At 46.5% G+C, this 24525-nt stretch carries 20 protein-coding genes, 2 tRNA genes and 1 pseudogene; 12 read left to right on the top strand and 11 right to left on the bottom strand.

The window, feature by feature from the left end; translation table 11 throughout:
• Positions 1-9: 9 nt before the first annotated feature.
• Positions 10-1209, top strand: a complete 1200-nt coding sequence (gene ahbC, locus FTO70_RS08090) for a 12,18-didecarboxysiroheme deacetylase (RefSeq protein ID WP_255335235.1) — start codon at positions 10-12, stop codon at positions 1207-1209.
• A gap of 36 nt (positions 1210-1245) precedes the next feature.
• On the opposite strand, the gene FTO70_RS08085 is transcribed toward ahbC, so the two are convergent.
• The gene (locus FTO70_RS08085) at positions 1246-2244 is read right to left on the bottom strand and encodes a PEF-CTERM sorting domain-containing protein (protein ID WP_255335234.1); all 999 of its coding nucleotides are present in this window, start codon (positions 2242-2244) and stop codon (positions 1246-1248) included.
• 894 nt (positions 2245-3138) lie between these two features.
• Positions 3139-4053 carry a phosphotransferase family protein gene (locus FTO70_RS08080; protein ID WP_255335233.1) on the bottom strand — a complete coding sequence of 305 codons (915 nt, stop codon included), beginning with the start codon at positions 4051-4053 and terminating at the stop codon, positions 3139-3141.
• A gap of 167 nt (positions 4054-4220) precedes the next feature.
• Here FTO70_RS08080 and FTO70_RS08075 point away from each other — a divergent pair, with 167 nt between their 5' ends.
• The 4 genes from FTO70_RS08075 to FTO70_RS08060 all read left to right on the top strand — a co-directional run bounded on the left by FTO70_RS08075 (position 4221) and on the right by FTO70_RS08060 (position 8197).
• Positions 4221-4892, top strand: a complete 672-nt coding sequence (locus FTO70_RS08075) for a molybdopterin-dependent oxidoreductase (protein ID WP_255335232.1) — start codon at positions 4221-4223, stop codon at positions 4890-4892.
• A gap of 384 nt (positions 4893-5276) precedes the next feature.
• Positions 5277-6218: a phosphotransferase gene (locus FTO70_RS08070; protein WP_255335231.1), complete on the top strand. Its 942-nt coding sequence runs from the start codon at positions 5277-5279 to the stop codon at positions 6216-6218.
• 9 nt (positions 6219-6227) lie between these two features.
• Entirely contained in the window at positions 6228-7001 is a 774-nt protein-coding gene (locus FTO70_RS08065; RefSeq protein WP_255335230.1) for an HAD family hydrolase, read from the top strand.
• Between the two features lie 542 nt (positions 7002-7543).
• Entirely contained in the window at positions 7544-8197 is a 654-nt protein-coding gene (locus FTO70_RS08060; protein WP_255335229.1) for an HAD family hydrolase, read from the top strand.
• 42 nt (positions 8198-8239) lie between these two features.
• Here FTO70_RS08060 and FTO70_RS08055 read toward each other — a convergent pair.
• The 5 genes and pseudogenes from FTO70_RS08055 to FTO70_RS08035 all read right to left on the bottom strand — a co-directional run.
• Positions 8240-8847 (bottom strand): annotated as a pseudogene (locus tag FTO70_RS08055) (IS1 family transposase); the annotation flags it as partial.
• 5 nt (positions 8848-8852) lie between these two features.
• Positions 8853-9182 carry a hypothetical protein gene (locus tag FTO70_RS08050; RefSeq protein WP_255335228.1) on the bottom strand — a complete coding sequence of 110 codons (330 nt, stop codon included), beginning with the start codon at positions 9180-9182 and terminating at the stop codon, positions 8853-8855.
• A 235-nt stretch (positions 9183-9417) separates the two neighbouring features.
• Entirely contained in the window at positions 9418-9978 is a 561-nt protein-coding gene (locus FTO70_RS08045; RefSeq protein ID WP_255335276.1) for a toll/interleukin-1 receptor domain-containing protein, read from the bottom strand.
• Positions 9979-10013: 35 nt separating this feature from the next.
• The gene (locus tag FTO70_RS08040; RefSeq protein WP_255335227.1) at positions 10014-10184 is read right to left on the bottom strand and encodes a hypothetical protein; all 171 of its coding nucleotides are present in this window, start codon (positions 10182-10184) and stop codon (positions 10014-10016) included.
• 326 nt (positions 10185-10510) lie between these two features.
• Positions 10511-10720, bottom strand: a complete 210-nt coding sequence (locus tag FTO70_RS08035) for a molybdopterin-binding protein (protein WP_255335226.1) — start codon at positions 10718-10720, stop codon at positions 10511-10513.
• A gap of 291 nt (positions 10721-11011) precedes the next feature.
• On the opposite strand from FTO70_RS08035, the gene FTO70_RS08030 reads away from it, so the two are divergent.
• On the top strand, positions 11012-12379 hold the full coding sequence (locus FTO70_RS08030) for a lipopolysaccharide assembly protein LapB (RefSeq protein WP_255335225.1): 1368 nt from the start codon (positions 11012-11014) through the stop codon (positions 12377-12379).
• Between the two features lie 346 nt (positions 12380-12725).
• On the opposite strand, the gene FTO70_RS08025 is transcribed toward FTO70_RS08030, so the two are convergent.
• Positions 12726-13706 (bottom strand): hypothetical protein, encoded by a 981-nt coding sequence (locus FTO70_RS08025; protein WP_255335224.1) that lies wholly within the window; start codon positions 13704-13706, stop codon positions 12726-12728.
• A 622-nt stretch (positions 13707-14328) separates the two neighbouring features.
• Between FTO70_RS08025 and FTO70_RS08020 the strand changes: the two genes are divergently transcribed.
• From FTO70_RS08020 to FTO70_RS08005, 4 genes are all read left to right on the top strand, one after another.
• Positions 14329-15111 carry a sulfide-dependent adenosine diphosphate thiazole synthase gene (locus FTO70_RS08020; RefSeq protein WP_255335223.1) on the top strand — a complete coding sequence of 261 codons (783 nt, stop codon included), beginning with the start codon at positions 14329-14331 and terminating at the stop codon, positions 15109-15111.
• A gap of 165 nt (positions 15112-15276) precedes the next feature.
• Positions 15277-15352: transfer RNA gene (locus FTO70_RS08015), tRNA-His, on the top strand.
• A gap of 319 nt (positions 15353-15671) precedes the next feature.
• Positions 15672-17399 (top strand): radical SAM protein, encoded by a 1728-nt coding sequence (locus FTO70_RS08010; protein ID WP_255335275.1) that lies wholly within the window; start codon positions 15672-15674, stop codon positions 17397-17399.
• A gap of 576 nt (positions 17400-17975) precedes the next feature.
• A complete protein-coding gene (locus FTO70_RS08005) occupies positions 17976-18203 on the top strand; it encodes a hypothetical protein (protein ID WP_255335222.1) in 228 nt (75 codons plus the stop codon).
• 363 nt (positions 18204-18566) lie between these two features.
• On the opposite strand, the gene FTO70_RS08000 is transcribed toward FTO70_RS08005, so the two are convergent.
• Positions 18567-19697: a hypothetical protein gene (locus FTO70_RS08000; RefSeq protein WP_255335221.1), complete on the bottom strand. Its 1131-nt coding sequence runs from the start codon at positions 19695-19697 to the stop codon at positions 18567-18569.
• Between the two features lie 193 nt (positions 19698-19890).
• A tRNA-Gly gene (locus tag FTO70_RS07995) sits at positions 19891-19962 on the bottom strand.
• Between the two features lie 386 nt (positions 19963-20348).
• Between FTO70_RS07995 and FTO70_RS07990 the strand changes: the two genes are divergently transcribed.
• Both FTO70_RS07990 and FTO70_RS07985 read left to right on the top strand, forming a co-directional pair.
• Positions 20349-21692, top strand: coding sequence for a DHHA1 domain-containing protein (locus FTO70_RS07990; RefSeq protein ID WP_255335220.1), 1344 nt, complete (start codon positions 20349-20351; stop codon positions 21690-21692).
• 129 nt (positions 21693-21821) lie between these two features.
• Positions 21822-22061, top strand: coding sequence for a KEOPS complex subunit Pcc1 (locus tag FTO70_RS07985; protein WP_255335219.1), 240 nt, complete (start codon positions 21822-21824; stop codon positions 22059-22061).
• Positions 22062-22263: 202 nt separating this feature from the next.
• Here FTO70_RS07985 and FTO70_RS07980 read toward each other — a convergent pair whose 3' ends face one another.
• Positions 22264-24426 (bottom strand): lectin like domain-containing protein, encoded by a 2163-nt coding sequence (locus FTO70_RS07980; protein ID WP_255335218.1) that lies wholly within the window; start codon positions 24424-24426, stop codon positions 22264-22266.
• Positions 24427-24525: the final 99 nt, after the last annotated feature.

The raw sequence follows: 24525 nt of genomic DNA, 5'->3' as shown, positions 1-24525 counted from the left end.
CTGATCAACATGATAGGCATTTCAAAACTCTACTGCGGAACCGTGGAACCTTCCGACGCCCTCCGCTACGGCAGGGATTCGAAGAGGCTTCCCTCTCACCTGCTGCAGTTTTCAAAAGACAAGAAACCGGTCGTGGTCTGGAACATGACCCGCCGTTGCAACCTGAAATGCGTCCACTGTTATGCCCAGGCAAAGGACATGGAGTTCAAGGATGAACTTTCGACCGAGGAAGGAAAAGCCCTGATCGACGACCTTGCAGCCTTTGGCTCTCCCGTGATGCTCTTTTCCGGGGGCGAACCCACGATGCGAAAAGACCTTCCCGAACTTGCAGCCTACGCCAGGGAAAAAGGCATGAGGGCCGTAATCTCAACAAACGGGACCCTCATCGATAAGGAGCTGGCAAAAAAGTTAAAGGACGTGGGCCTCTCCTATGTGGGCGTTTCCCTGGACGGGATAAGGGAAACTAACGACAAATTCAGGGGCATGCAGGGAGCCTTCGATGCCGCCCTCCGGGGCCTGCGCAACTGCCAGGAGGAAGGCATAAAAGTCGGGCTCCGCTTCACCATTAATAAGCAGAACGTAATGGACATCCCCGCGATCTTCGACCTTATGGAAGCAGAAAATATCCCCAGGGTCTGCTTCTACCACCTGGTCTATGCAGGCAGGGGTTCGACGATGGTAGACGAGGACCTCTCCCCTGAAGAGTCCAGGAAAGCCGTTGACCTCATAATGGACCGGACAAAGGCCCTGCACGAGAAAGGCTTCCCCGCGGAAGTCCTGACCGTGGACAACCACTGTGACGGCCCGTACATCTATCTGAAGCTCCTTAAAGAAAACCCGGAAAGGGCAGCCGAAGTTTTCGAACTCCTTTCCATGAACCAGGGTAACTCCTCGGGGATCGGGATCGGCTGCGTATCCTGGGACGGCTCCGTGCACGCCGACCAGTTCTGGAGACATTATTCTTTCGGGAACGTGCGTGAGAGGCCCTTCAGTGAGATCTGGACCGACCTTTCCGACGAGATTATGGCCGGGCTCAAAAACCGGAAGCCCTTTATCCAGGCTAACGCTGACCGCTGTGCAAAGTGCAAATGGTTCGACGTCTGCAACGGGAACTTCCGGGTAAGAGCCGAAGCCGTTTATGGGAATGTCTGGGCAGACGACCCTGCCTGCTACCTTACAAAAGAAGAAATAGGATACGACGAGGCCTGAAAAGGGCTTCATTAAAAAAGGGACAGAAGAAAGAAATTATTCTTTCCTATGTCTCCCACCAAAGATGTAGAATAGTCCCAGAATCGCGCATACTGGCATTGCAACGGTCGGGAATTCAGGGATTTCCGTTTCAAAGGATACGGGTATGAGTTCAATCACATCGTTTCCGCAACCGATGCTTACGTGGATGTTGCTGGCCTGTCCAGCTGATGGATTACCAAGTGCACTTTTTGGAATTTTTGCTTCGATAACGTAGTTGGGCACAGTAAGTACACCATTTGGATTGTACGCGTCTGAACCGTAGTCCACTGTTTCATCAGTATTTGAATTTACGTATACAAGTTCGGCCGTACCTGCAAATGTACCGGTATTTGTGTCAAACTCAGAAGGTGCATTAACAATGAAACCGTCTGTTGCTTGTGGTAATGACCAGTCTGGTTCGTATCGTACCATGCCCCTGTCACTATCGTGAGTTTTGATGCCGTATTCATATCCGTATTCACCGGTGTTTTCGTCGGCGTCAAGGTCTATGGCGATGTCTCCTGTATCAACGAACCGGTCGTATCTGTCGGTGTAGCCAGTTGGAGGCATAGAGGTTACAATGGCGATGTACACATATTGGGCATCGTCATCAAAGTACAGGGCTTCGATATCGTAGTATTCCCCACCCACAGGTTGCAGGTAGTGGTAGTCGCGAAGTTGTGCCCACCAGTCACTGCTGGAAAGAGTTGGCTCTTTATAAGCAACATATGTGTTTCCACTTTTTTTGATGTGAATGCCGGTGTCAGAGTATCCTGTCCAGTCTGGATATGCTTTATCTGAGGTGTAAGTAGGATCTATGTTGTCTTCGATTATCCAGTCAACGGTGTTTTTTGCTGGTATCCATGCGCCGGGGTTTCCGTCCAGGCCAGACCGGAGGTCCACCCCCCAGTCATCAAGCTTACCATCAATTTCATATGCCATTGCCGGCAACGATAACAGCGTAAGCACTAAAAAGACAATAAATACTATAGTTATAACTTTCAAATATTTCACTGCGCACCACCTTCGAGAACCTTAAGTCCTTATCAGACTTCAGGTGATAACTGTATACTTCAATGGAATTTTTAATGTAATTACTATATAAATTCCTACACTTATATGGTGGAAAATTATAATTATAATGTATCTCATACTCACACTTGACTTCCAAAGATATCTAAAAGCCACAATTTTGTCATAATTTTTCGCCATCAAATGCCTCCTTCAATTTTTTGAATCCTTGACACCCTAAATTTAAACTCAATTTTTACGTAGTTTGAGATCGAAAAATATCGAAAAGTATGTATATAGTTAGTCTCTTCAGTCGGAATAACTTATATCAAAGCTGAAGGAAGTAGATAGTAAAACTTGTTTGTATATCTCAAGGAGAAAGCCGGTTGATGGAAAGATTTCGAGCGTATCAGGCAGATACACCCCGAAACCGATGAAAAAAAATCATGGAATTAAAAAAACAGGCCGCAAAATCGCCCAATCCAACTAAAATCCCTTCAGCGTGGAAAAACTGCAGCCATGTTCTCCATAAAAGAAGGTTCAAATTTTATTGAAACTGTAAACAGACACACCAAAAAAAAGGAAATCTAAAGATCAACAACATAACCTGAGAATCTTCTTTCCCAGATTCTCTTATTACTTCTTTTCAGGCAGGCGCCGCCAGGCAAGCTGGTGGAGGACTCCGACATCAATTTGATTGAAAAACGGTTTTCAGTGATTCGCCTTACAGGGGGTACCGGGAGGAGAGGGGATATAACTACAATTCTGATGTTGGGGAGCCCACATTTGAAAGATGATTCAGGACTCGATAAATAATTCCTTCCTGAGAAGCCCGGCAAGTCTGCGATATTTCGCCATAAAAGGGTTTGTGAAGGGGAACTCCGGTATCAATTATGCTCACTCAGGTGGGCTGGAAACATACCATTCTGGCATGTATGTTTCAAAGCCATCATACCATTTCAGAACATTTTCGGCTTGTCTGAGCGCGGTGCACACTTCTTCCTGCCCGAATTGAATTGACCAGGGAACTGATGAAAGCTGGGTACTTGCAATATATAAAGCCATTAATCTGAAAAATAAAGCAGGTACATCATGACCAAAATATCCGTTTATGCGTCCTGAGGCAAATGGGGCACTTATATCCGCACACCAGGTAATGCGGTTGAATTCCTCCCACGGATCGCCATAATCAAGCCTGTCAAAATCAATTATCCCCAGTTCCCCGGGCTTTGTAACAATCATATTTCCGACATGGTAGTCACCATGTTGAAAACACTGGGGGCGATTTTCCAGCAGGTATCGATTTTGTTCGATGTATTCGATTATTTTATCTGCTCCCCTGAGATGAATTCCACAGGCTTTATAATAAGTAATATTTCTGTTTATTTTGCGATTGAAACGCTCCGACCATGGCATCTGATTTTTTACCGCGGGAATTTGATGCATGATTCTCAATGCTTCTCCCGCTTTAACACCGAGCTGGTATTGCTCTTTGTTGCTTAGCTTTGGAAAAACGGTTCTTGCATCCTCTCCTTTAATCCAGGTCAGTAAAAAATACACGGATTGACCGTTATTACAAATTCCAAAATCAATCGGGTGCGGGATTAAAATGTCAATTTTATCAAGTTGTTTTATTGCTTCAAAATCCCGTTTCTTATTCTCATATTGCTTTATGTCCGATATTCTGAGTAACAATTCTCTATCGTCTGTTGTCCGGATATAATATTTCTTATCATCCGACCAACCCTTATTAATCGCCTCAATTCTTTTCCATTTACAGGAATCAGGTATTTCATTACAGATTTCAAGCACGCTAACTCCTCTATGAAAATCGAACATCTCTTGTTTATATTTTCTCCTTTTTCGGATGTCCTTCACTTCCTGAGTTAAATCTCTGAAAAATTTCTTATCTGAATAAGGCTTTATCGGAGTCGGAATATCTTTTTAGCAAGATAAAAGCAGGGGAGAGCAGGGAGATCATGAAAAGAATCCTACTAATTACAACCTTAATACTCATTTTCAGTTTCATCGCATTCTCAGGCTGTATTTCCGAAGATGAAGGCCCCGGAGTCTACAACAATGAAACTGAGAGCCTGCTTTACCGGGGGGAACCGCTCACCCCGATATCGGAACAGCGCAACAACGCCATTAAGGGGACCCAGTATATCGACCGGGAGAGTTACCGTCTGCAGGTCGACGGTCTTGTGGAAAAACCCGGGGAGTTCAGCTATGAAGAAATAAAGGCCCTCCCCAGGACTTCGAAAGTCGTGGACCTGGACTGCGTGGAAGGCTGGGGTTTTACCGCAAAATGGACCGGGGTACGTACAGCCGATCTCTTTGAAGAAGTGGGGATAAAGGAAAATGCCACAACGGCCATATTTTACAGCGCCGACGGCTATTCTACCGGCCTGGACCTGGACTACCTGCTTGAAAACGACATCATCCTGGCCTACGGGATAAATGACGTGACCCTTCCCCCTGAGAGGGGTTTTCCCCTGCAACTGGTAGCCGAGGGCAAATACGGGTACAAATGGGCAAAGTGGATAGTAAGGATCGAACTAACCGATTCTCCTTACAGGGGATACTGGGAAGAGAGAGGATATAACAACAACGCTGACGTAGGGGGGCCAGCCTTCGAGAGAAGGGGATGAGGTCAGGGAGGTATCCCCGGATTCAGTAGCCTGAGAAAGTCCTTTGTAACCTCACTGCCAGGTTCCATTGATAGAATACACTACTGGAATACACAACTGGAATACACAACTGGAATACACTACTGGAATACCCGGTTAGGCTCCACTGATAAGCATTGCTGCCAGGAGTGGAAATTCCGACGGACGAAAAACCAACAACAATATAAAGTATCCAAACTATAATGTATTGTCAAAAAGTTACTTATAAAATGGTTAATATTTTTTATGAGTTTGCTGCAAATGTATAATGTGAGATGAAGTATATTGCAGCGCCGCTGGACCTGCTTAATTTAGCAACAAATATCTTTGCGGGGAATGTTCCGGAAGGAACGGGGGAAATAAAAGTTGGCTCAGTATTACGTCAGTACACTAAACCCGGGAGACCCTTTTAGAGACTGGCTTATTGAAGAGGTGGTAGGGCACCGGATAGGAAACAGGCACTGTTGCGTCGAAGTATTCAAATACGATTCATCCCACACAGTCTGTAGGTATCAGTTCAAGGGAGAACATTTCAGTGTGATGGCAAAATTTTTTGCCGAACCCACAGGCAGGCTGAAAGATTACAACCCTTGCAGAGGCATGCTAAACGAGTACCATAACCTGAAAAAAGCTGCGGATGTAATAGACGTTGCAAGACCTCTCGCATATAATGAGGAATTCAACTGCGCACTGATAACCGAGCACATCCCCGGAAAATCACTTCGCTGGTATTTCAAGCACGAAAAAGACCTTTATGAAAGGCTTTCGGCCGTGGCCCACATGCTCCGAAAACTGCATGACAATACCCTTTCCTCCTATAACAAAGAAAATGAATTTAGAAATTACCATGACGTCCTCGGGCATCTGGACCTTGACCGTGACACACGAGAAAACTTCAATAAACTGCTTGGGGAATGGTGGTACAGTTCCTGGCTCGACCGGGAACACGGCTGCATGGTCCACAGAGACGTAACTCCATCCAATTACATCTTTTGCAAGGGCAAACCCTATGCCCTGGATTTTGAAAGCTCCTGGTACCAGGCACATCCGGTGAGGGACCTGGGGGTCCTCACTGCGGAACTTAAAAACTATTTTGAGCTGCATAAAGGAGGAGGCTGGAAAGCCGAACCCTATATAGGGCATTTTCTCTGGGAATACAGCCTGGGAGGGGAAGATTTTGCCCGGATTACTAAAGTTTTGCCCTTCTACATGAGCATCGGATTGCTTCGTTCGGCAAGACTTCACCACGGGGAGTACCGGAATTACCTGATCAAAGAAGCGATGGCATGTTTGAGGGCCATCAGGTAAAAAGCGGAAATGGGGGAAGAAAACATTCCAGAAAACTATGAACCGAACACATGGAAAGGAGAGGTAACATTCCTGAGCCATCCTGCCGAAGAGGCGGGAGAAGGAGAAGAAGTGTTTGAAAGCTGCCAGGTCAAAGGGGTCATCTTTGACTGCTACCAGACCCTTATAGACATTGAGACCGACGAACACAGCATCGAAACTTATGAGGCCGTGGGCAGGTGGCTTGCGTACCAGGGGGTAAGAATCGAACCCGAAAAACTCAAAGACAGCTATATGCTCAAAGTAAGGGAAAGAATGGACGAGTCCCAGGAGATATACCCGGAAGTCAGGGTAGAAGAGATCTTTGCCGATATCTGCAGGGAAAACTCAGTCTGGAAGATTAATGAAAAGCTCCTGGGAATGGACACGGCAAGGGTTTTTCGGGCAGCTTCAATCCGGAAACTCAGGCCCTTTCCCCAGAGCATAAAGCTAATAGAACACTGCATAAATATCCCCAAATGCGTTATCTCCAACGGGCAGCGGGTCTTTTCCGAACTGGAGCTGCGCTTCCTCGGGCTCTACAACTATTTCGATTTCGTAATTTTCTCCTCGGACGTCGGGTACAAAAAACCGGACCTCAGGCTTTTCATGACCGCCCTGAAAAGAATGGGGCTTGAGCTGGAACCTAAATGCGTGATGTCTATAGGGGACTCCTACGAAAATGAGATCCTCCCGGCAAAAAAACTGGGGATGCGTTCCATGCACATAGAGGAAGCCTGGGACTTTTACGGACTGAGGGACTGAGTTAAGTCCTGTTTGAATTTAAGTCCTCTTATCTTCTTTTTCTTGTTTCTCAACTTATTTTTCATTATGTGTAGCTTTGGATAAAACGCCTGTACTGCTTTGATGCTTACTCTGCTTTTTGTTTCTGATATTTCATAGAAATTCATTTTAAATTTTTTTATTATAATTCCGAAATCTTTTTAAAATGGTTTGATATTTTCAGGTTCTGAACCCCATATACTATAACGGTATGTCTCCCCCCGAACCCGGCATGAAGATAACGTTTTATGTTTAACTCCATCTGCCGCCCTTACGGCTCAGCCCCGGCGTCTCCCGAGACCTCCCATTTCAGAACCCTGCAGCCCTCTCAGGGGAAAAATAGTCCCCTGAAGTTATGAGTGAAAATAATGCCATATAGAAATGAACTATATATTACTATGGATATACTATATAGATATGTACATAAAATATATATAATAACGATCTAATCCTATATTAGAAGAGAATAGTATAGAGGAATTCAATCCTAAATACCCTTATGGGAAAATCATGGAGGGTTGCATATGCTCCAAAACGGAAAGATAAAAGGCTTAGTCTTTGACTGTTACAAAACCCTTATTGATATTAAGACCGACGAAAAAAGCCGGGAAACGAATGAGCGGGTCAGCCAGTGGCTGCTCTACCAGGGTGTTAGGATCGACCCTGCCAGGCTCAGGGAAGAATACAAGTGGAAGGTCGTAGGCAGGCTGGAAAGCTCCGGCCAGCAGCACCCCGACATCCGTATAGAAGAGATCTTTGCCGAGATCTGTGCCGAAAATGCCTTTCGAGAAATCGACCCCTCAGGACTGGGCATCGAAGCCGCAAAAATGTTCCGGATTGCCTCCTTAAGGAGGCTGGAAGCCTACCCACAGAGCCTGCGCCTGCTTGAAAAATACAGGGACATACCCAAGTGCATCGTCTCAAACGCCCAGAGGGTCTTTACCGAACAGGAACTGCGTTTCTTAGGCTTATATGACCGCTTCAACTTCGTGATAATGTCTTCGGACCACGGGATCAAGAAACCGGATACACGGCTCTTCAGGATGGCACTTGACCGCATGGGGCTTGAGCCCTGGGAAGTGCTTTCCATCGGAGACACCCCGGAAAACGACATATTCCCGCCCCGGAGCCTGGGGATGGACGCGATGCACATCCACGAAGCCTGGAGATATGCCTGAAAGAAGAAAATAAACTTAAGGCACAGCGTAGTTCGTCCATTGTTATATGATTGGTGTTTTGAAACCCTTAAATGTTAGAAGGTCTCGTAGTGTCCACTTTGAATCGGTTATCCCTGATTCTCTTGCAGGTGTATTTCTACATTTAACGCCTCTTTCATCTTTGTACTTCAATCCACCATGCTCTCTACAGAAGTTAAAGTGGGCACAGTAGAGCTTCATTTGATTTACTAACCATTTTGTCACTTTAGAAAATCCTATTGTTTTTCTTGAAACTCTATTGTTGTCCTGCCTGAAGGTCAGGTTTTGTCTTTCAATTAAGTTTGTTGAGATCTCACTTTGTTCGATGTTTTCTCCAAATATGACCTTTTTCGTAACCTTCTGGAGCTTCCCCCCTTTCTCTTTTTGACTACCTGTGCGTATTTCAAATCATCAGGGGGAACAATCTTTGGGTTCTTTGGTCTACCTCTTTTCCCTGTTTTTGGATACTCGATCCGTTCCCCATATTGATTCAAAAGAGCTGCTCTGTAAAAATCCAGTCCATCTGTGACGTAAACAGGTATATTTTCGGAAAGACGATCAGCTGTTAACTTCACTAATTCATCCGCAACGTACTGTTTTCTTGGACCTATGATAAAATCAATTATTAACCTGGATCTCATCTTTGCGAAGATTCTATCGTCCCTGCTTCGATCTGCCTTTCTACTTGCGTGATGTCAAACCACACCCTTACGGGAGCGTCCTTGCCCTTATCGTTCAGGTCAATTTCCACGGGCTGAATTAGAGCATCCCCTATAGCTTCCCAGTCTCCCCTCCGGACATCGGTGATTTCCCATGGTCCGGACTCAGGGTTCTCAATCCTGTCGCGAACGAGCTGCTTAACCAGATGCTTCTTTTCCATTTGGGAGAGTTCCTTCATCCCTTTGACTTCGTACTCGCGAATTTCTGGTTGACTCGTTTCAGGCTGGTTTACTTTGTGTTGACTCACTTTATGTTGATCCGCTTCAGGCTGGTTTACCTTATGTTGACTCACTTTATGTTGATTCGCCTTAGGTTGATTCAATTTAGCTTCCATCTTTTTGGCCTCCTTCTGTTAACAGATTGTCAAAGTAAGGTCAGAGTAAGGTTGTAACAAGTTCAGAGCAGCTCATAGTGAGTTCAGAGCAGCTCATAGTGAGTTCAAAGCGGGTTCAGAGCGGGTTCAGAGCGGGTTCAGAGCGGGTTCAGAGCAAGGGCCTGAAAGTCCTGGGGTCCAGGAAAATGGCTCTCTGGCAGTAGCTGCACATGGTCTCCAGATGCATCCCCTTGAGAAGGGCTTTTTCCACTTCTTCCTGGGGCGAGATGTACTGGGTCATTTCTTCCCCGCAGTAGGGGCATTTTATCTTCAGCCAGTCCAGCCGGGTGATTTCCCTTATGTTCTGGATCAGCTTTCCCAGGGCGTCTTCATAAGTATGCGGGGAAAAACTGATTGGCTGCAGGTGCCGGATCAGGACTGGCAGCTCAACCCCGCTCTCTACCAGCGGGATTACGAGCTGGTCGGTCCCCACGGCCAGCCCTATTTCCTGGTTCACCTCGGGAGATGCCGCCCCTTCCGGGGTGAGGATTGCAATTACGCAGTCCGACTGCCGGACCCCGAAGCGTATCCTCTCTGCCCTGGAAAGGGCCCAGGCTTTCCTGTACAGGGAAGAAAAGCTCTCAAGCTCTACAGCCCAGAGGGCCCGGGCCGTTTCCTGAGCCAGGAGCTCGTCCTGCTCACAGTGGGAGATGTAGACTCTGGTGATCATGGTTTTTGAACTCTCGCCGGGTTCGGTTGCAAGCTTCACTGGCGTGTGTCCGCCAGAAAAGCGGCATACGGCCTGCAGTTAATTTTTCTTCTTCTTGTCTCCCGGTTCTCCGGTAGGCTCAGGGTGCGGTACTGGCTCCGGAGACGGAACTGGTCCAGGTTCAGGTGATGGTATCGGTTCCGGCTGAAAAGATGGTTTTCTTTCATCCTTTTGCAAACAATTCCCCCCCTTATTTCATTAATAAATTATAAATTTCTTCTACATAAAAGTATACCCCGGTACATGCTTCCTCAGTAAGTGCCTCCTCAGTAAGTGCCTCCTCAGTACATGCCTCCTCAGTTCATGCTTCCTCAGTACATACCTCCTCAGTACATGTCTGGTTCAAATTAGATAATATAAAAAAGGACAAAAATTAAGAATTACGGAGTTTCCGTTTGACGTGGAGTTTCTCAGGGTGAGGGAATTATGCAGGGTTTTGGCCGGAAAATGTTATTGCCTGGTTTTGCTTTTACAAAAAAAATTAGTTGGCCGGTTAATCTGTGGCCAGCATCACATTCGTGGCCTTGATAACCGCATATACTTCGTGTCCCTCTTTCAAGTTCAGGTGTTCAGCCGAACTTTTCGTTATTATGGATACGATCTCTGCACCGCCGGGTAGTTCAACTATGATTTCCGAGTTAACCGCACCGTGGGTTATGCTTTTTACCTTTCCTTTCATGACGTTTCTTGCACTTATTTTCATTCTTTTCCCCCCGAATTCGGGTATTTATTGTTAATCAATGTGGTCATTCAAGCTGGTTATATATATATAGGAATCTGATTTCCTGAATTCAAATACTGAATCGAATCACCCCTAAATTGGGCCACCTCCGACAGGGTCAGGTCCTTAATTGGGTCACCTCCTTAATTGGGCCAACTGTGCAAACTTGTTTAAGTTTCTATAAGATATTATAATGCAGTTTCAATCATCATAAATAATCAATTCAAGTTTAATGTAGCAATTTAGTACCATAGTAAGAAAGGCGGTAAAATGATGGCAGAAGAAAACCATACACAACCTGAAATTTTTTCATTACATGAACGCCTGCGGTCTCTGAATACCTCAGACTTTTACGATCTGGTAAGCACCCTGCTGGTTAAAAAACCCGAATTACACCAGCTGGTTCTGGAATGGTTCAAAGAAAAACAGAGTTCAATGCCGGAAACCATAACATGTGACGATATAGTCTCCATAAATGATGGGCTATTGTTTGAATACTGGGAAGATGCCAGGGATATAATCTCAGAGTTTAACAGGCTTGGCGGTGGGCCTGAAGAAGATGAGGAAGAAGCATACGAGTACCTTGACCAGATTTTAAAACTTATTACGGAAGGAGAACTGTCAACTTCCTCAAAGCTTGAATTTTTAGACGAAGCCTTTGAGGAGTATAACGTCCACAATTCCGGTTTTGAAGATGGCCTGATGGAGATTTTTTTCGAGATTTGCAAGACAAAGGAAGAATGGGAATATCTTGTGAAAAAACTTGATGAACATCCTTCCAAGTGGCGGAAAGAAAGGATAATGAGAATCCAGAAAGAATACCTCCATGACGACGAAGCTTACCTGCAGGAGCGCATGCAAATCCTTAGTTATGGAATGGATTACTGGGACCTGGTTAAATTCTATTCTGAGAAGGGAAATCTGGAAAAAGCTCTGGAAACAGCAGAAGAAGGGATCTTAAAGGGGGAAGGCAGGCTTACTGAGTTGTTTGAATTTTTATGGGAGCACTTCTCCAAAAAAGGGGATACCGCTAACCTGGAGCGGCTTGTTCAGACAGCATTATCTCGCAGTACCGAAGAGAAGAATATGCTGGACAGGTTGTTCGAATATTATAGGTCGAAAGGAGACTACGAGAGTGCAAAAGCTGCTCTTTTAAAGTCATTTGAGTTTACCAGACAGAAATATTATGCCGAATACAATAGGCTGAAAGGATTCTTCAAAGGGCCTGATTGGAAATCCGTTGAGCCTGAAATCTTCGATAAGATCAAAGAAGAAGACTTCCACGATTATCTGCTGATATGCCTGGATAAGGGCATGAAAGATACAGTCCTCAAATCAATTCTAAACCCTCCCAAAAGCAGGTTCGGTTATTCAACTGAAGATAATTTCGATAAGTTTGCAGATGAACTGAACAAAGATTTCCCGGAAAAAATCCTCGAATATTACTGGCAAAAAGCCTATCGAAACATACCTAACGGGACCAGAAAGACCTACGGCATTGCAGCCAGGTACCTTGGAAAGGTCAAAGACATTTATCTTGACGTTTTAAATGATGAGGCAGGATGGACAAAACGTTTTTCCGACCTGAAATCCGAATTCAAGAAGCGGCCCGCTTTTCTTGAAGAAGTTAGTGATTTATAACATCTCTTCTTTTTTATTTTTTGTCGGTTTTGGGACGCTTGCATTCACTTTGCCAAAGCAACCTTAACTTTACTGCAAAAACAGATTCTTTGACCCCCTCTTTTCTCAACCCTTCCTCCCCTCGTCCCCGCCCTGTCGAATCGCTCAGTCCTTTTGACTATGGGATGGCAGGCTTTGTGAAAGTAGATGGGTTTCTGGCGGGGTTTCAAGCGATTGTTTGGTGAGTGTTTCCGATGTAACCGGAATGGTGTCTCCCGTGGTTCTTGTTCCGAACGAAGTGAGGCCCGCTCACTTTGACAAGGAAAATTAAAAAGCTGCATGAAGTTTATTAAAACTTCAGCATTTTTTATTCCTTTTCGGGAAAATCAATTAATTTCTTCTGTTTTGATGGGCTTCCCATTTTCCCATAGTTTACCTTTAATACGTCAATCGATCTCAGTAATGTTATTTCTGTATTTTTTTCTGTACTTAGCAAAATGTATTTAGAGCTGAATACATCTGCCAATCTCCCTTCTACTTCACCTCCTACCGATGTTCGGATTAAGATATATGGAAAGGTTCTATGATATTTGAAATTCAAATAACTCTTTACTCTTTGAATGTATGCTTTTTTACTTAAATATAAATTATACAATGAAAAAATAGGGATTGCTATTGAAAAAATGGATAGACAAGCATTAAATAATAAATAATTATGTACGATCTCATCTTTCAAAATGATGAATAGAAGTGGATATAAAAATAGAGAGTAAACTGCAATAGCTAAAGCATTAGCCAGAGAATAGTTTATAAAGTTATTATATTTTCTAAATAAGTTTTCTTCATTAATAGATTTTCCATAATTGTGTATCTTTTCTGAGGTGTACAGAAAAACAAGTGAAGACACACATGTAATTGTTGAGAAACAGAGGGAAAACAAACTTTCAAGTTCTTTGTCATGTTCATTAAAATAAGTATCTAACAAATCTATTGAGCTTAAATATTTAGCTAAAAAAAATGACAAAAATAAGATAGCCATCAAAAAAATTAGGCCTCCAAAGAATCCTGCATAAATATACATGAACCACCAAAAATTTTTGGCACCTAAATTTCTAAAATCCTTTTGACAATTCTTTACAGATCTATTTCTTTGAATTATTTCCTTCCAAATGTATTCCGTCTTGTTTGCCCATTTTTCATCAAATATTCTTTTCAGAACGTACACAAATACTGGAGAAATAACTCCAGTTACAACTATTTGAAATATTGGTAAAATTAAATTTTGAATAAACTCTTCAGGTGATTCGATTGGGTAATATGATAAGGTAGTATAATTCATTAGATCCATCAACAGTTTGAGTTTCTAAACTATTTAATGATTAACGTTTTTGTGTTTTGATTTTGATTACTCTATCACTATTTGATCTAAGTGGAACATATCTTAACAATGGAATTGAATCCCTACGATTTTTTGAGAGCAAAATAATAACAAAAATTTAGTTCCCTTTCCACTCTCTTCTTTTTATTCATTAACTTTAAGGGCAGGCCGCTCGACTTCGTCGAGCGTGGCCGGGCATGGAATCTGGCTGTTAAACGTTGTTTCGGTACAGTTCAAAGCACAAAACAGAATAAATCACCCCAAACCTAAGTTCAATCCATCCAAAAAATCCAGGGCCATTTTTCCCCACTCTTCCTTCCCCTTTCGCCGCGTAAACCGAAAGCTACCACTCGCCGGAAAAAATCCCAGCAAAAAGAAAGAAGGACAGTGTTTTTAGAAACCGCTAATTCACTCTAACTTAGAGCCCCCCTCCCTGCAGACTCCAATAAGTTTAAAAACAATGCCTATTATGGAAATGTGAATTCCAATTCTCACGAAAAAAGGTTTACAAAACCGGGGTCTGTCTTTTGCAAAAACCGGGTTTGTTTACTGTTGAATTTCCTATCCCTATAACTCCTGATGAGAGATGAAAATGGAACTTGATGAAGTCATAATCACACGGGCAATTTTTGAAGAGTACTCTAAAACTTTCCTTGAATACACGGACATCGACGTGGCCCTTATCGGGGGAGGCCCTGCAAACCTTGTGGCTGCAAAGTACCTGGCTGAGGCCGGGGTAAAGGTCGCCCTATATGAGCAGAAGCTCTCCCTCGGGGGCGGCATGTGGGCCGGCGGGATGATGTTCCCCCGCATAGTTGTGCAGGAAGAGGCCTGCCGCATCCTGGACGATTTCGGGATCAGGTATAAGGAGTACCAGCCCGGGTATTACGTGGCAAACTCCGTGGAATCCGTGGGAAAGCTGATTGCGGGCGCCACTTCCGCAGGGGCCGAGGTCTTTAACCTTGTCAGTTTCGAAGATGTCATGATCCGGGAAGACGACAGGGTCACGGGCATCGTCATTAACTGGGGGCCTGTAACCACCCAGCGCCTCCACGTGGACCCCCTTATGATCCGCACAAAACTCGTGATCGACGGGACAGGGCACGACGCCGTGGTCTGCAACACGATCCTCCGGAAAATCCCCAACTCAAAGATCGGGGAACTCGGGATGCTCGGGGAAAAGCCCATGTGGTCCGAAATTGGCGAGCGCCTGGCTGTGGACGCCACCCAGGAGATCTACCCCGGCCTGATCGTTGCCGGCATGGCCGCAAATGCCGCAACTCGCGCCCCGCGTATGGGCCCGGTCTTCGGAGGCATGCTCCTTTCCGGGGAAAAGGCCGCAAAACTTGCCCTTGAAAAGCTCAAAACCCTCTGAAACCCTCCGGAACCCGGTCCAAACCCGGGTTTTTACCCCCCTTGAATGCCGGAAAGCAGGTAACTCCCTTTTCCAAAGAAGAGTTTCCTGTCTTTCACAGCAAAAACTTTATATAAAAAAAATCCTTCTATAGGTTGCTTCAAACCTGAAGCACCAGACCCTGTGGCCGGGGTAGGGTAGAGGTCCATCCTGTGGCCCTGTGGAGGCTACGACCCGAGTTCGATTCTCGGTCCCGGCCCCATTATTTTCTTTTCATTTCATGGTTTTTACGCTTACCATTTGTGTCCTTTTGCGGTTACTTCTGTGGATGGTTTGCCTTCTTCCGTATATGTTCTTTGTACATCCTGTTCTTCCTTATACGGTTTTACTATGTACATGGTTTCAGTATCCTTTTTATATCGTATCTTGCATCTACCCTTTTATCTGAACCATAATTATCTACTATCTTACCATTGTAACTGCTACCATTGCAACTGCTACCATTGTAACTGCTATCCGAATCCTTTTCCAGAAAGGGCAGTTTTTAAATGGTAACATTTAAGGGGCAATTAGAGGCTAAAATGAAAGCACTGATTATCGACGGCTACGTGGACGAACCCGCCTGCCTGGGGGTCCCTCCCTACATTTCCCCCTATCCGAGGTACATAGCAGGCGCGCTCCGGGAGCGGGGGCTTTCCGAAAAAGACATCCACTACCTGACCATTGACCGCCTGAGGGAAAACCCGCCGGGGGCCGGGGAACTGGTCAAAAAGGCAGACCTTCTAATCGTTATTGCAGGCATGACCGTGCCCGGGAAATATCTCAGGGCATCTCCCATCACCCCCGGGGAAATCGAGGCTCTTTTCAGGGTTTCGGGCGGCGTAAAAGTCATAGGCGGCCCTATAAGGCTCGGCTTTAGCTGTGAAGGCGGAAAAGCCGCAAAGGGCGCAGAAAGCGGGCTTTCCCTCGGGGATGCCGTGCTTGCCCGGATGGACATCGAGGCTTTTGTCTTTGACCTCTTTGAAGAGGGCAGGGGGAAGCAGCCCGGTAAGGGGATGCAGCCGGAAAGTAAATTGAAAGCCCCGGAAAACGTGGAGCACCGCTTCAGGACGACTGCCGAGATCGGGCGCTGGGGACAAAAAGGGGCATTCCTGGTCAGGCAGCACCCGGATTACCCTTACTGCATGTGCGAGCTTGAGACCTACAGGGGCTGCGGTCGGCCTGTCCACTGCTCCTTCTGTACCGAGCCCTTTTACGGGGCTTCGGACTACCGGCCCGTGGAGGACGTGGTCTCCGAGGTCTCCTGCCTCTATTCCCACGGAGCCCGGTATTTCAGGATTGGGAGGCAGCCTGATCTCCTGTCTTACCACGGGACCGATGCAGGCGGGCCTGTCCCGAAACCCGAACCTGAAGTTCTCGAAAGGCTCTACCGGGGAATTCGCAACGTCGCCCCGGACCTTTCCGTGCTCCACATGGACAATGCAAACCCGATCACCATTGCAGCCTACCCGGAAGAGTCCGAACAAATCCTCAGGACGATTATCAAATACCACACCTCCGGGGATGTAACGGCTTTCGGGATGGAAAGTGCTGACCCGAAGGTCATTTCCGCAAATAACCTCAAGGCTACTTCCGAAGAGGTTTTCGAGGCTATAAGGCTCGTAAACAGCCTTGGAGCCGTCCGCGGGGCAAACGGGCTCCCTGAAATCCTTCCCGGCCTGAACTTCGTGCATGGGCTTATGGGAGAGACAAAAAAGACCTTCCAGCTGAACTACGACTTCCTCTCCCTGGTGCTCGATTCCGGCCTCCTCCTCCGGAGGATCAACATCCGGCAGGTCATGGCTTTCCCCGGGACCCCGATGTACGGGAGGGATGAGGCTGCCCAAAAGCACAAGAAGCTCTTTTTGAATTACAAAGACCAGGTCCGGAAAAACATAGACCTCCCCATGCTGCGCCGGGTTGTGCCCGAAGGGACGGTGCTCAGGGACGTGATGTGCGAGGTGCACGAGAACGGGACCACCTTCGGAAGGCAGCTGGGCTCTTATCCCCTGCTGGTAGGGATCCCCTCCTCCCTCCCCCTCCGGACCTTCACGGACGTAACCGTGACCGGGCACGGCATGCGCTCGATCACCGGGATTCCTTACCCACTCAGGATTAATTCCGCATCTAATGCCCTTATCAGGGAACTCCCGGGGCTTGGCAGGAAAGCTGCGGATGCCGTGGCGGCAGGGGTCCCATATGCTGATAGGGAAGATTTTCTCAGGCGTGTGAGTGAAGGAGAAAAACTGCTCAGATATCTTGAATTCTGATCTTGAATTCTGATCTTGAATTCTGATCTTGAATTCTGATCTTGAATTCTGATCTTGAATTCTGATCTTGAATTCTGATCTTGAATAAAAAAGGAAGGGCTCATAGATTGCGTCTGCAAGCAGTGCGCAAGTAACAAGGGCACACTTGAGAGTGCTAAAACCTGGGGGCTTCCTATCTGCAAAGGGATGATGGGGCACCTTTCCGTTGCCAGGTATATGGAAGAAGGTTAGAAGAGGGTTAGAAGAGGGTTAGAAGAGGGTTAGAAGAAGGTTGAAGTGGGTTAGAAGAGGGTTAGAAGAGGGTTAGAAGAAGGGCATTAGGTCCTGGTATTTTGAAGTTGGGCTGCTTCCCGGGAGCCTTCTCGGATGGAACGGCCGTACGAAATAATTATTTTTTTGAATTCTCCTGTTATTGAATTCTCCTTCTCTTAATCAGGTCTTGTTTTGTATATTTTTACTTCATCCGTCTCAAAATTAGACCATCCCGTGTCTATAATAAATAATTGTTTCTAAAATAAACAATTATTTATTCTAGCGGGAATTATTTTAATTGGGGATTTTTGAAGGGGGAATTTTTTGAGCGAGAGCACGGAATATCTATACAGAGTAAAGATTGCGCTTCAGTTGAGTTTTATTGTCTGGATTGTGCTGTTTATTCTCATTTTTTATGTTACCTTTGAGGCAGGGCCCAGGATGTGGGGGACATTTTTACTTCTTTTTTCAGTAATCCTTTTCACGCCTTTTTTGCCGGACGGGAAAAAGTGCGAGGAGATCGAAATCCGGAATACGTATGAAGAGGACTGATCAAGACTTGTTAAATACGGCTGGTTGAACCCGGATGCTTGAATCCGGTTGCTTATACCCGGAATTATGACTCCGGATGATTTCGCATCTTCCGGTCCGGGCCAGGATCCGGTTCCGGCCGGAGTGCCGGGCAGATCTCAAAATTTCACTTTTTAATGGAAAATCTTCTTCACTGTTCCAGCCGTAAGGGTGTACAGCACCCCAAAGGTCCTTCAGGTCCTTCAGGTCCTTCAGATCATGCAGTCAAACTTCAAGCTCCTTCCAGGCTCCTGGTGCCTTATGTCATCATGAACCTGCGGATGGACCTGATGTCCCGGAGGTGTTTCCTTCTTGCCTGTTTTTCATTCTTCCCTATCCATACCTTCAGGTCTTTGCTACCCCCAGGATTTTTGCAAGTTCCAGCCCCTCGCTTCCAAGGTCCGTAAGCTGGCTTAAAACTTCAGAAGTTCCGATGTATTTTTCTGTTCTGATCCCCTGCTCTTCGATTTTTATGGTGATCTCACCATTTGTATAGCCCCTGTCGATGCATTCCCTTACCAGTTTTCCGTAGGTTCCGGCAATTAACTTGAGGGAGTCCATGACCCTGTTTTCTTCAACTGCATTTTCTCCTTCCAGGAGAATCCGTGTGAGTTTCCTGGATTTTACGGATTCCCTGAAAAAATCTTTGAGCTTTTTTACGACTGCATGTAGGGAGTCCATATTTATGGAAGCAGCCAGCTCCTCATCCCCCGTTATCTCATAGTCCCCGTACTGGATCAGGAAGGCCTTCTCATCAGCCGAGACTGTGAACCGGTGTTCGGCATCCTTATCTTCGAATACGGTCTTGAGGCTGTCCCCTTCGTATTCCGCAGACATTACGTGGAAGTCGGACACATCCAGTTTCTTTATTTTTTCTTCCTTACGAAGTATCCCGCTTTTTACCCAGACCGGCAGGACAAGTTCGTGCAGGTCTTCTACTTTTAGCATGTCCTGCGTGAAAATCAGGTCAAACTCGTACTTCATCCCGTCAAAGGAACTTGCCTGCTTACCTTTCAGCTTCTTCTCCTCAACGGAAGCCGAGTACGCATGTTTTGCCTCGTAAATTCCTGCTTCGAAAAAAGGGCTCAGGATCGAAAGCATCTTCGTTTCAAGCTGATGCAGCTCCATCCTGGCCGTTCCTGCCTTTGTTTCAAGCTCCTCAAAAGCTTCATCCTTTTTTGCGGAAGCTGTTGTTGAAATGGCTTCAAGGGTTTTCATTTTGATTTCAAGGATCTCTTCTGCATCTACCCCCAGCGTACGTTCCTCTATGTAATCGGTCATATCTTTCAGGTACTGGTCTATATCTTGGATTCTTTTCTCCAGGACCGCAGTCTCTTCCTTTTTCTCCTGTTTTATCTTGACCGCTGAATTCTCAAGAGGTATTACCTCCTTTGAAACTTTTAAGAAATCCTGCAGGTCCTGAATAAAATCCCTCTGGACCGGAAATTCGGTAGAATCCTGATAGGTGTATTTCACTTGAATCCCCCTACGTAAGAAATGCTCTTTACTCTAAATTAGAGTTAACTCCTTTTTAAGCTTGTTAACTTAAAAACTTTTAGATGATTGTGTGGAGCGAAAGAAATTCACAAAAAACCAAACTGCCAGAAGAAAGAAATTCACAAAAAACATGCCTGCAAAAAGCATGAAAAAAGTATGTGTAAGAAAGGTATACATCAGCCGGGATTCGAACCCGGGTTCGAGCGTTGGCAACGCCCGGTGATGACCGCTACACTACTGATGTCCGAAGCTGGCAGGGCGCCCTGCCGCATTTCTAAATATAGTATTTTCTCATTAATTAATTTGACCCCCGGAGAGATTTTGTATGCCTCAAGTCCTGAAAAACTGTACTATTATTTAATGCCAAATGATTAATTTTTTTATATGTAGCCAATGTTTTTTGTCTGTTTTTCCCCTTTATTATCATATTCTTTTCTGTTATCATATCTTTCTCGGGTTTCCAGACAGTCTTCTTGCGGGGTATGCTCTGCTGCAGGGCACCTGGACCTCTTTCCCGGGGTATTGTGTTTTATATCATCAAGCCTGTATAGACTGGCAGCCTCTGAGCCTGGCAGCTAAATATTTATGCCGGCTCCCTGACTTTACTATGAAATTTACGAGTGATGGGTTTTGAGCGAGCTTAACAAACTGACAAACCTTGCAAAAAATGCAGCAGATAAAATCCGGAAATACCGGTTTGTGCGCCTGATTTCCCACAATGATGCGGACGGGCTGACTTCGGCCGGGATCATGGCCCAGGCCCTGCTCCGGGCAGGCATCCCTTTCCAGCTTTCCATAGCTGCAAAGCTGGACGGAGGTGTCGTCGAAGAGGTAAACAGGAGCATTTCTCCGGGGGAGCTTGTCATCTTCTGCGATATGGGTAGCGGGCAGCCGGAACTTATCGGGAAGGTATCAGCCGATGTCGTTGTCCTTGACCACCACCAGCCTGTGGGAGAGTCCCCTGCAAAAGCTGTTGTAAACGCCCACATGGTGGGAATCGACGGGGCTACGGACATCTCGGCGTCGGGCACCTGCTACCTGGTAGCCCGGGAACTCGGGCCCGGCAACATCGACCTTGCAGGGCTTGCGATTGCAGGTGCCGTAGGGGACAGGCAGCTCTTTCAAACGGCCAACGCCCTGATCCTGGAAGAAGCCATAAAAGCCGGAGTAGTGTCCGTCAGAAAAGGGCTGAAAGTAGGGGACGGGGACCTTGCCGAGGTGCTCGCCTACAGCACCGAGCCTTTCTTAGACATCACCGCTTATCCTGAGAGAGTTAAAGAGTTCCTGGAAAAGCTGGAGCTTTCCGGAAAGATCGAAGACCTGTCCGATGAAGGGGTCTCAAAGCTGGTCAACGCCGTTGCCCTGAAACTGGCCAGGCAGGCAAGCCCGGAAGCTGTCGAAGCCGTCATCGGGGACATCTACCTCCTGGACCGGGAGCTTGTGCACAACGTCTACGATTTCATCTCTATCCTCAACACCTGCGGAAAACTGAAACTCTACGGGCTTGCCCTTGCCCTCTGCCTGAAAGACCCGGGAGTTGTGGATGAAGCCCTCGCCCTTACCAGGGAACACGAGAAAAACCTGGCCCTGGACATCAGGGAAAACGTGGAAAAAATCAGTAAAGGGGAAAACATCTGGTACATCAATACTGTTGATGCCCTCTCCACGGGGAGCCTTGCAAGCACTGTGGTCCGCTACCTCCACCCCGAACTTCCTTTCATCTGCTTAAACGAGTCCGAAGGCATCCTTAAAATTTCTTCCCGGGGCACCCGCGAACTCGTCTCAAAAGGCCTTGACCTTGCCTTTACCATGCGGGAAGCCGCAGGAGCTGTTGGCGGGAACGGAGGCGGGCACAGTGTTGCCTCCGGAGCCTCAATTCCCCTGGGAAATACCGTGGAGTTCCTGAGCATCGCAGACCAGATCATAGGTGAACAGCTCCGGAAAGACAGGAAAGGCAAAGGGAAAGGAAAATAAAGTACCTGATAAGGGAAAATGATGTGCCTGATAAGGGAAAATGAGTAGAGAATAATTTTAAGCTGGTATTATTTTAAGCTTGTATTGAAAAGGATAAGTTTGATATGGCAAAACGTGTGAGGGACATTTATGAAAATCACCGGTACAATTGAATTTCCGGACCCCGAATCAAGGGAGTCTGCCGCAAGGATCCTGCAAGCTCTTGCCCCGGATAACCTCAGGAGCATGGAAAGTGAAATCAGCGAGGACAGGGTTGCTGTTCGCTTTCAGTCTGAAAAAATCGGGTCCCTTCTTGCGACAGTTGACGATTTCCTTATGAATGTTAAAATCGGGGAAGGGGTCGGAGAAGCCCTGAAAAAGGAAAAATAAGCTGCAAAAATAAGTTTCCGGGAAGCAAAACTGTTTGCTCCCCGTTTTTACCTGATTTTTTCATTCCACATGAATTTTTCATTTCACAGGATTTTTGGTTCTACGGGAACCTGAGTTTTTTGTTTCACACGAGTTTGTGGTTCCACGGGAGTTTGAGGTTCCGCACAAGTTTTCCTTCCACCTGAATTTTTTTCTTTCTGGCTCACTCTCCAAGCCAGCTCCGGATAAGCCGGTCGAACCTATCATCTGTGGCGTTTGCCCCGGTATAAGGGAAGGTAAGCCCATTTAGCTGACAGTGGATGGCTTCCTGCAGTTCCTCAGTGCTTATGTTTTCTCCTTCATGGGACGTTGAATTGTCCCAGGGGTTCCAGTAGCTGACGGTCCAGTTCCAGGAATGCGGGACAGTTTCGGCTCCTGCCGCGGCATTTGCTGTGACGTTATAGGAACCGGGGTAAAGGCTGCCTTCCAGATATGAACTTGCAGTTATTCCTGTTCCTGATTCCTTTTTCATGCCGTTCAGGTACCAGCTTATCGTACAGGGGTGGCTTGTCGTGATGCTGAAGTTTTGCATTTCGTCTTCAAAGGTCAAAACGTCCCTCTCGGGTTCTGTAGAAAGGATTGAAAGGGATTCGACTGTTATATAAGAGTTCTTTGTTTCGGAATCAAATCCGTTACGGTTGTTCACTTTCAGCGAGACGTTGTAACTGCCGTGGAGCTCGTAAGTGTACACAGGGTTCCGGGTTGTGGAGTCAACTTCACCGTCTCCGTCCAGGTCCCATTCCAGGGAAAAGGCGTTTTCCGAGAGGTCCGTAAACTCAACTGTAAGGGGAGATACGCCGCTGGTTGCACTGGCCGAGAACTTAGCTTCAGGGAGCTCGTCGGTTGTTGTGAAGGCTTTTATGCAGAGGTTTGCTTCCGCAATCCTTGAGTTCAGGTCTTCCCAGCTGTTTCCGTCCGGGCTCATGTAACTTTCCCCGGGATTGGACTGCGCCCTGCTGCTGTAGTCCCTCAGGGGCTTTTCAATAGCAAGGGGGTTTTCTTCTGAGGGGTTGCTGAACTTTATAACAACTGAGAAATTCTCTCCGGGGCTGAGGGTTACCGGGGAATTCAGCACATGGGTATGGTAGCCAGGAAGGGGAGAAGTGCCGTTTTCCCGAACAGCATAAACACCTTCGGAATTAACGGGCCCGGAAAGTGGGTCCCTGTAGATGTATATTTCATACTCCGTATCCAGGTCGGTCGTATAGAACCCCACTGCCCTCAGGGTCTCGTTTCCTTCCGAGGAAAAGACATTGCCTCCCCAGGCGCCTGTACTTCCGTACCCCGTGTTGCCGACCCAGCCCAGGGGGTCATACTGGTAGATATAGTCATAGTTGTCCCGGGGCCCGGTTGTAAACACGGCATTTTCGTCGTAGCCGAGCTTCAAGTCATAATAGGATATGTAGAAATATCCTTCCTCACCCCAGTCTTCTCCCCAGCTGTTTTTCACGATAAAAGCCCCATCTCCCGGAGGAATCTGGGAAAATCTGTTCATGTCAAAGGAATCGTTCCATCCCACAAGGGTTATTGCATGGTTTGCACCTTGCGGGGATCTGCTTGTAGTATAGTAATAACTGTGGTTTTCTGCATTGTAATTAGCCAAAGCCCAGTAAAAAGCGGAGTATACTGCTCCGTATTCCATAATCGCCCTTTTGATGTATTCATTGTCCGGGGATTCGGTCCTGCCCGGTAAGAAGAGAATCTCCTGGGTATGTTTTTGCACGGGAAGCCCCTGGGGCGAATACGCCGATGCATCATTGTAGGGGTCATCGGACTCGTTTACGGGCCCTGTCCAGCGGGCAAGGTATGCCGCAGACATGAAGGCATTTCCGCCTTCGGCAGGAGTCATGTCAAAACCTTCGGGATAAGCCACACTAACAAGGTTTTTCATGTTGTTTTCGGAAAAGTCCCTGCTTTCCCCTGCTGTTCCCAGAAGGTAAGATTCAAGGGAAGCCGTGCTCGCAAAGGCCCAGCAGCTTCCCGTATTTCCCTGGTTCTTCACAGGTGTTACCAGGCCTTCCGAGCGGAGGTCGTAGACAGCGGGGAGTTCGGGTTCGAAAGCCCACAGCAACCTCTCATTTCTTTCACTTTCGGGTTTTGAAAGCCCGGAGAGGTCCACAGGGGAAGGGATGTACCCGAGCCCGGAGGCATACCCGTATTCGTCCTGGGTAGAAACAGGTTCCATGGACCTTAACTGCTGGTATTCCACAAATTCGGGGTTAAGAGGTGTAACTGCAAATTCATGTACCTGAGAGGCCGTTTCGTTAGCCTGAAGTGTTTCAGGACCTGGGGCAGCTTCTCCGGTAAAAGCAATCAAATTCACCATAAATAGAAACAGTAACGCAAAAAAAAGGGTTATATTTTTTTTCAATGGAGTTTCCTCTCTGGGGTTCTGGAGGGTAAGGATTTTTGTGGGAATCTCGGG

The sequence above is a fragment of the Methanosarcina sp. KYL-1 genome, from assembly GCF_024372725.1.
In the GTDB taxonomy this organism is placed as follows: Archaea; Halobacteriota; Methanosarcinia; order Methanosarcinales; family Methanosarcinaceae; genus Methanosarcina.
This window is presented reverse-complemented; position numbering and strand designations above follow the sequence as displayed.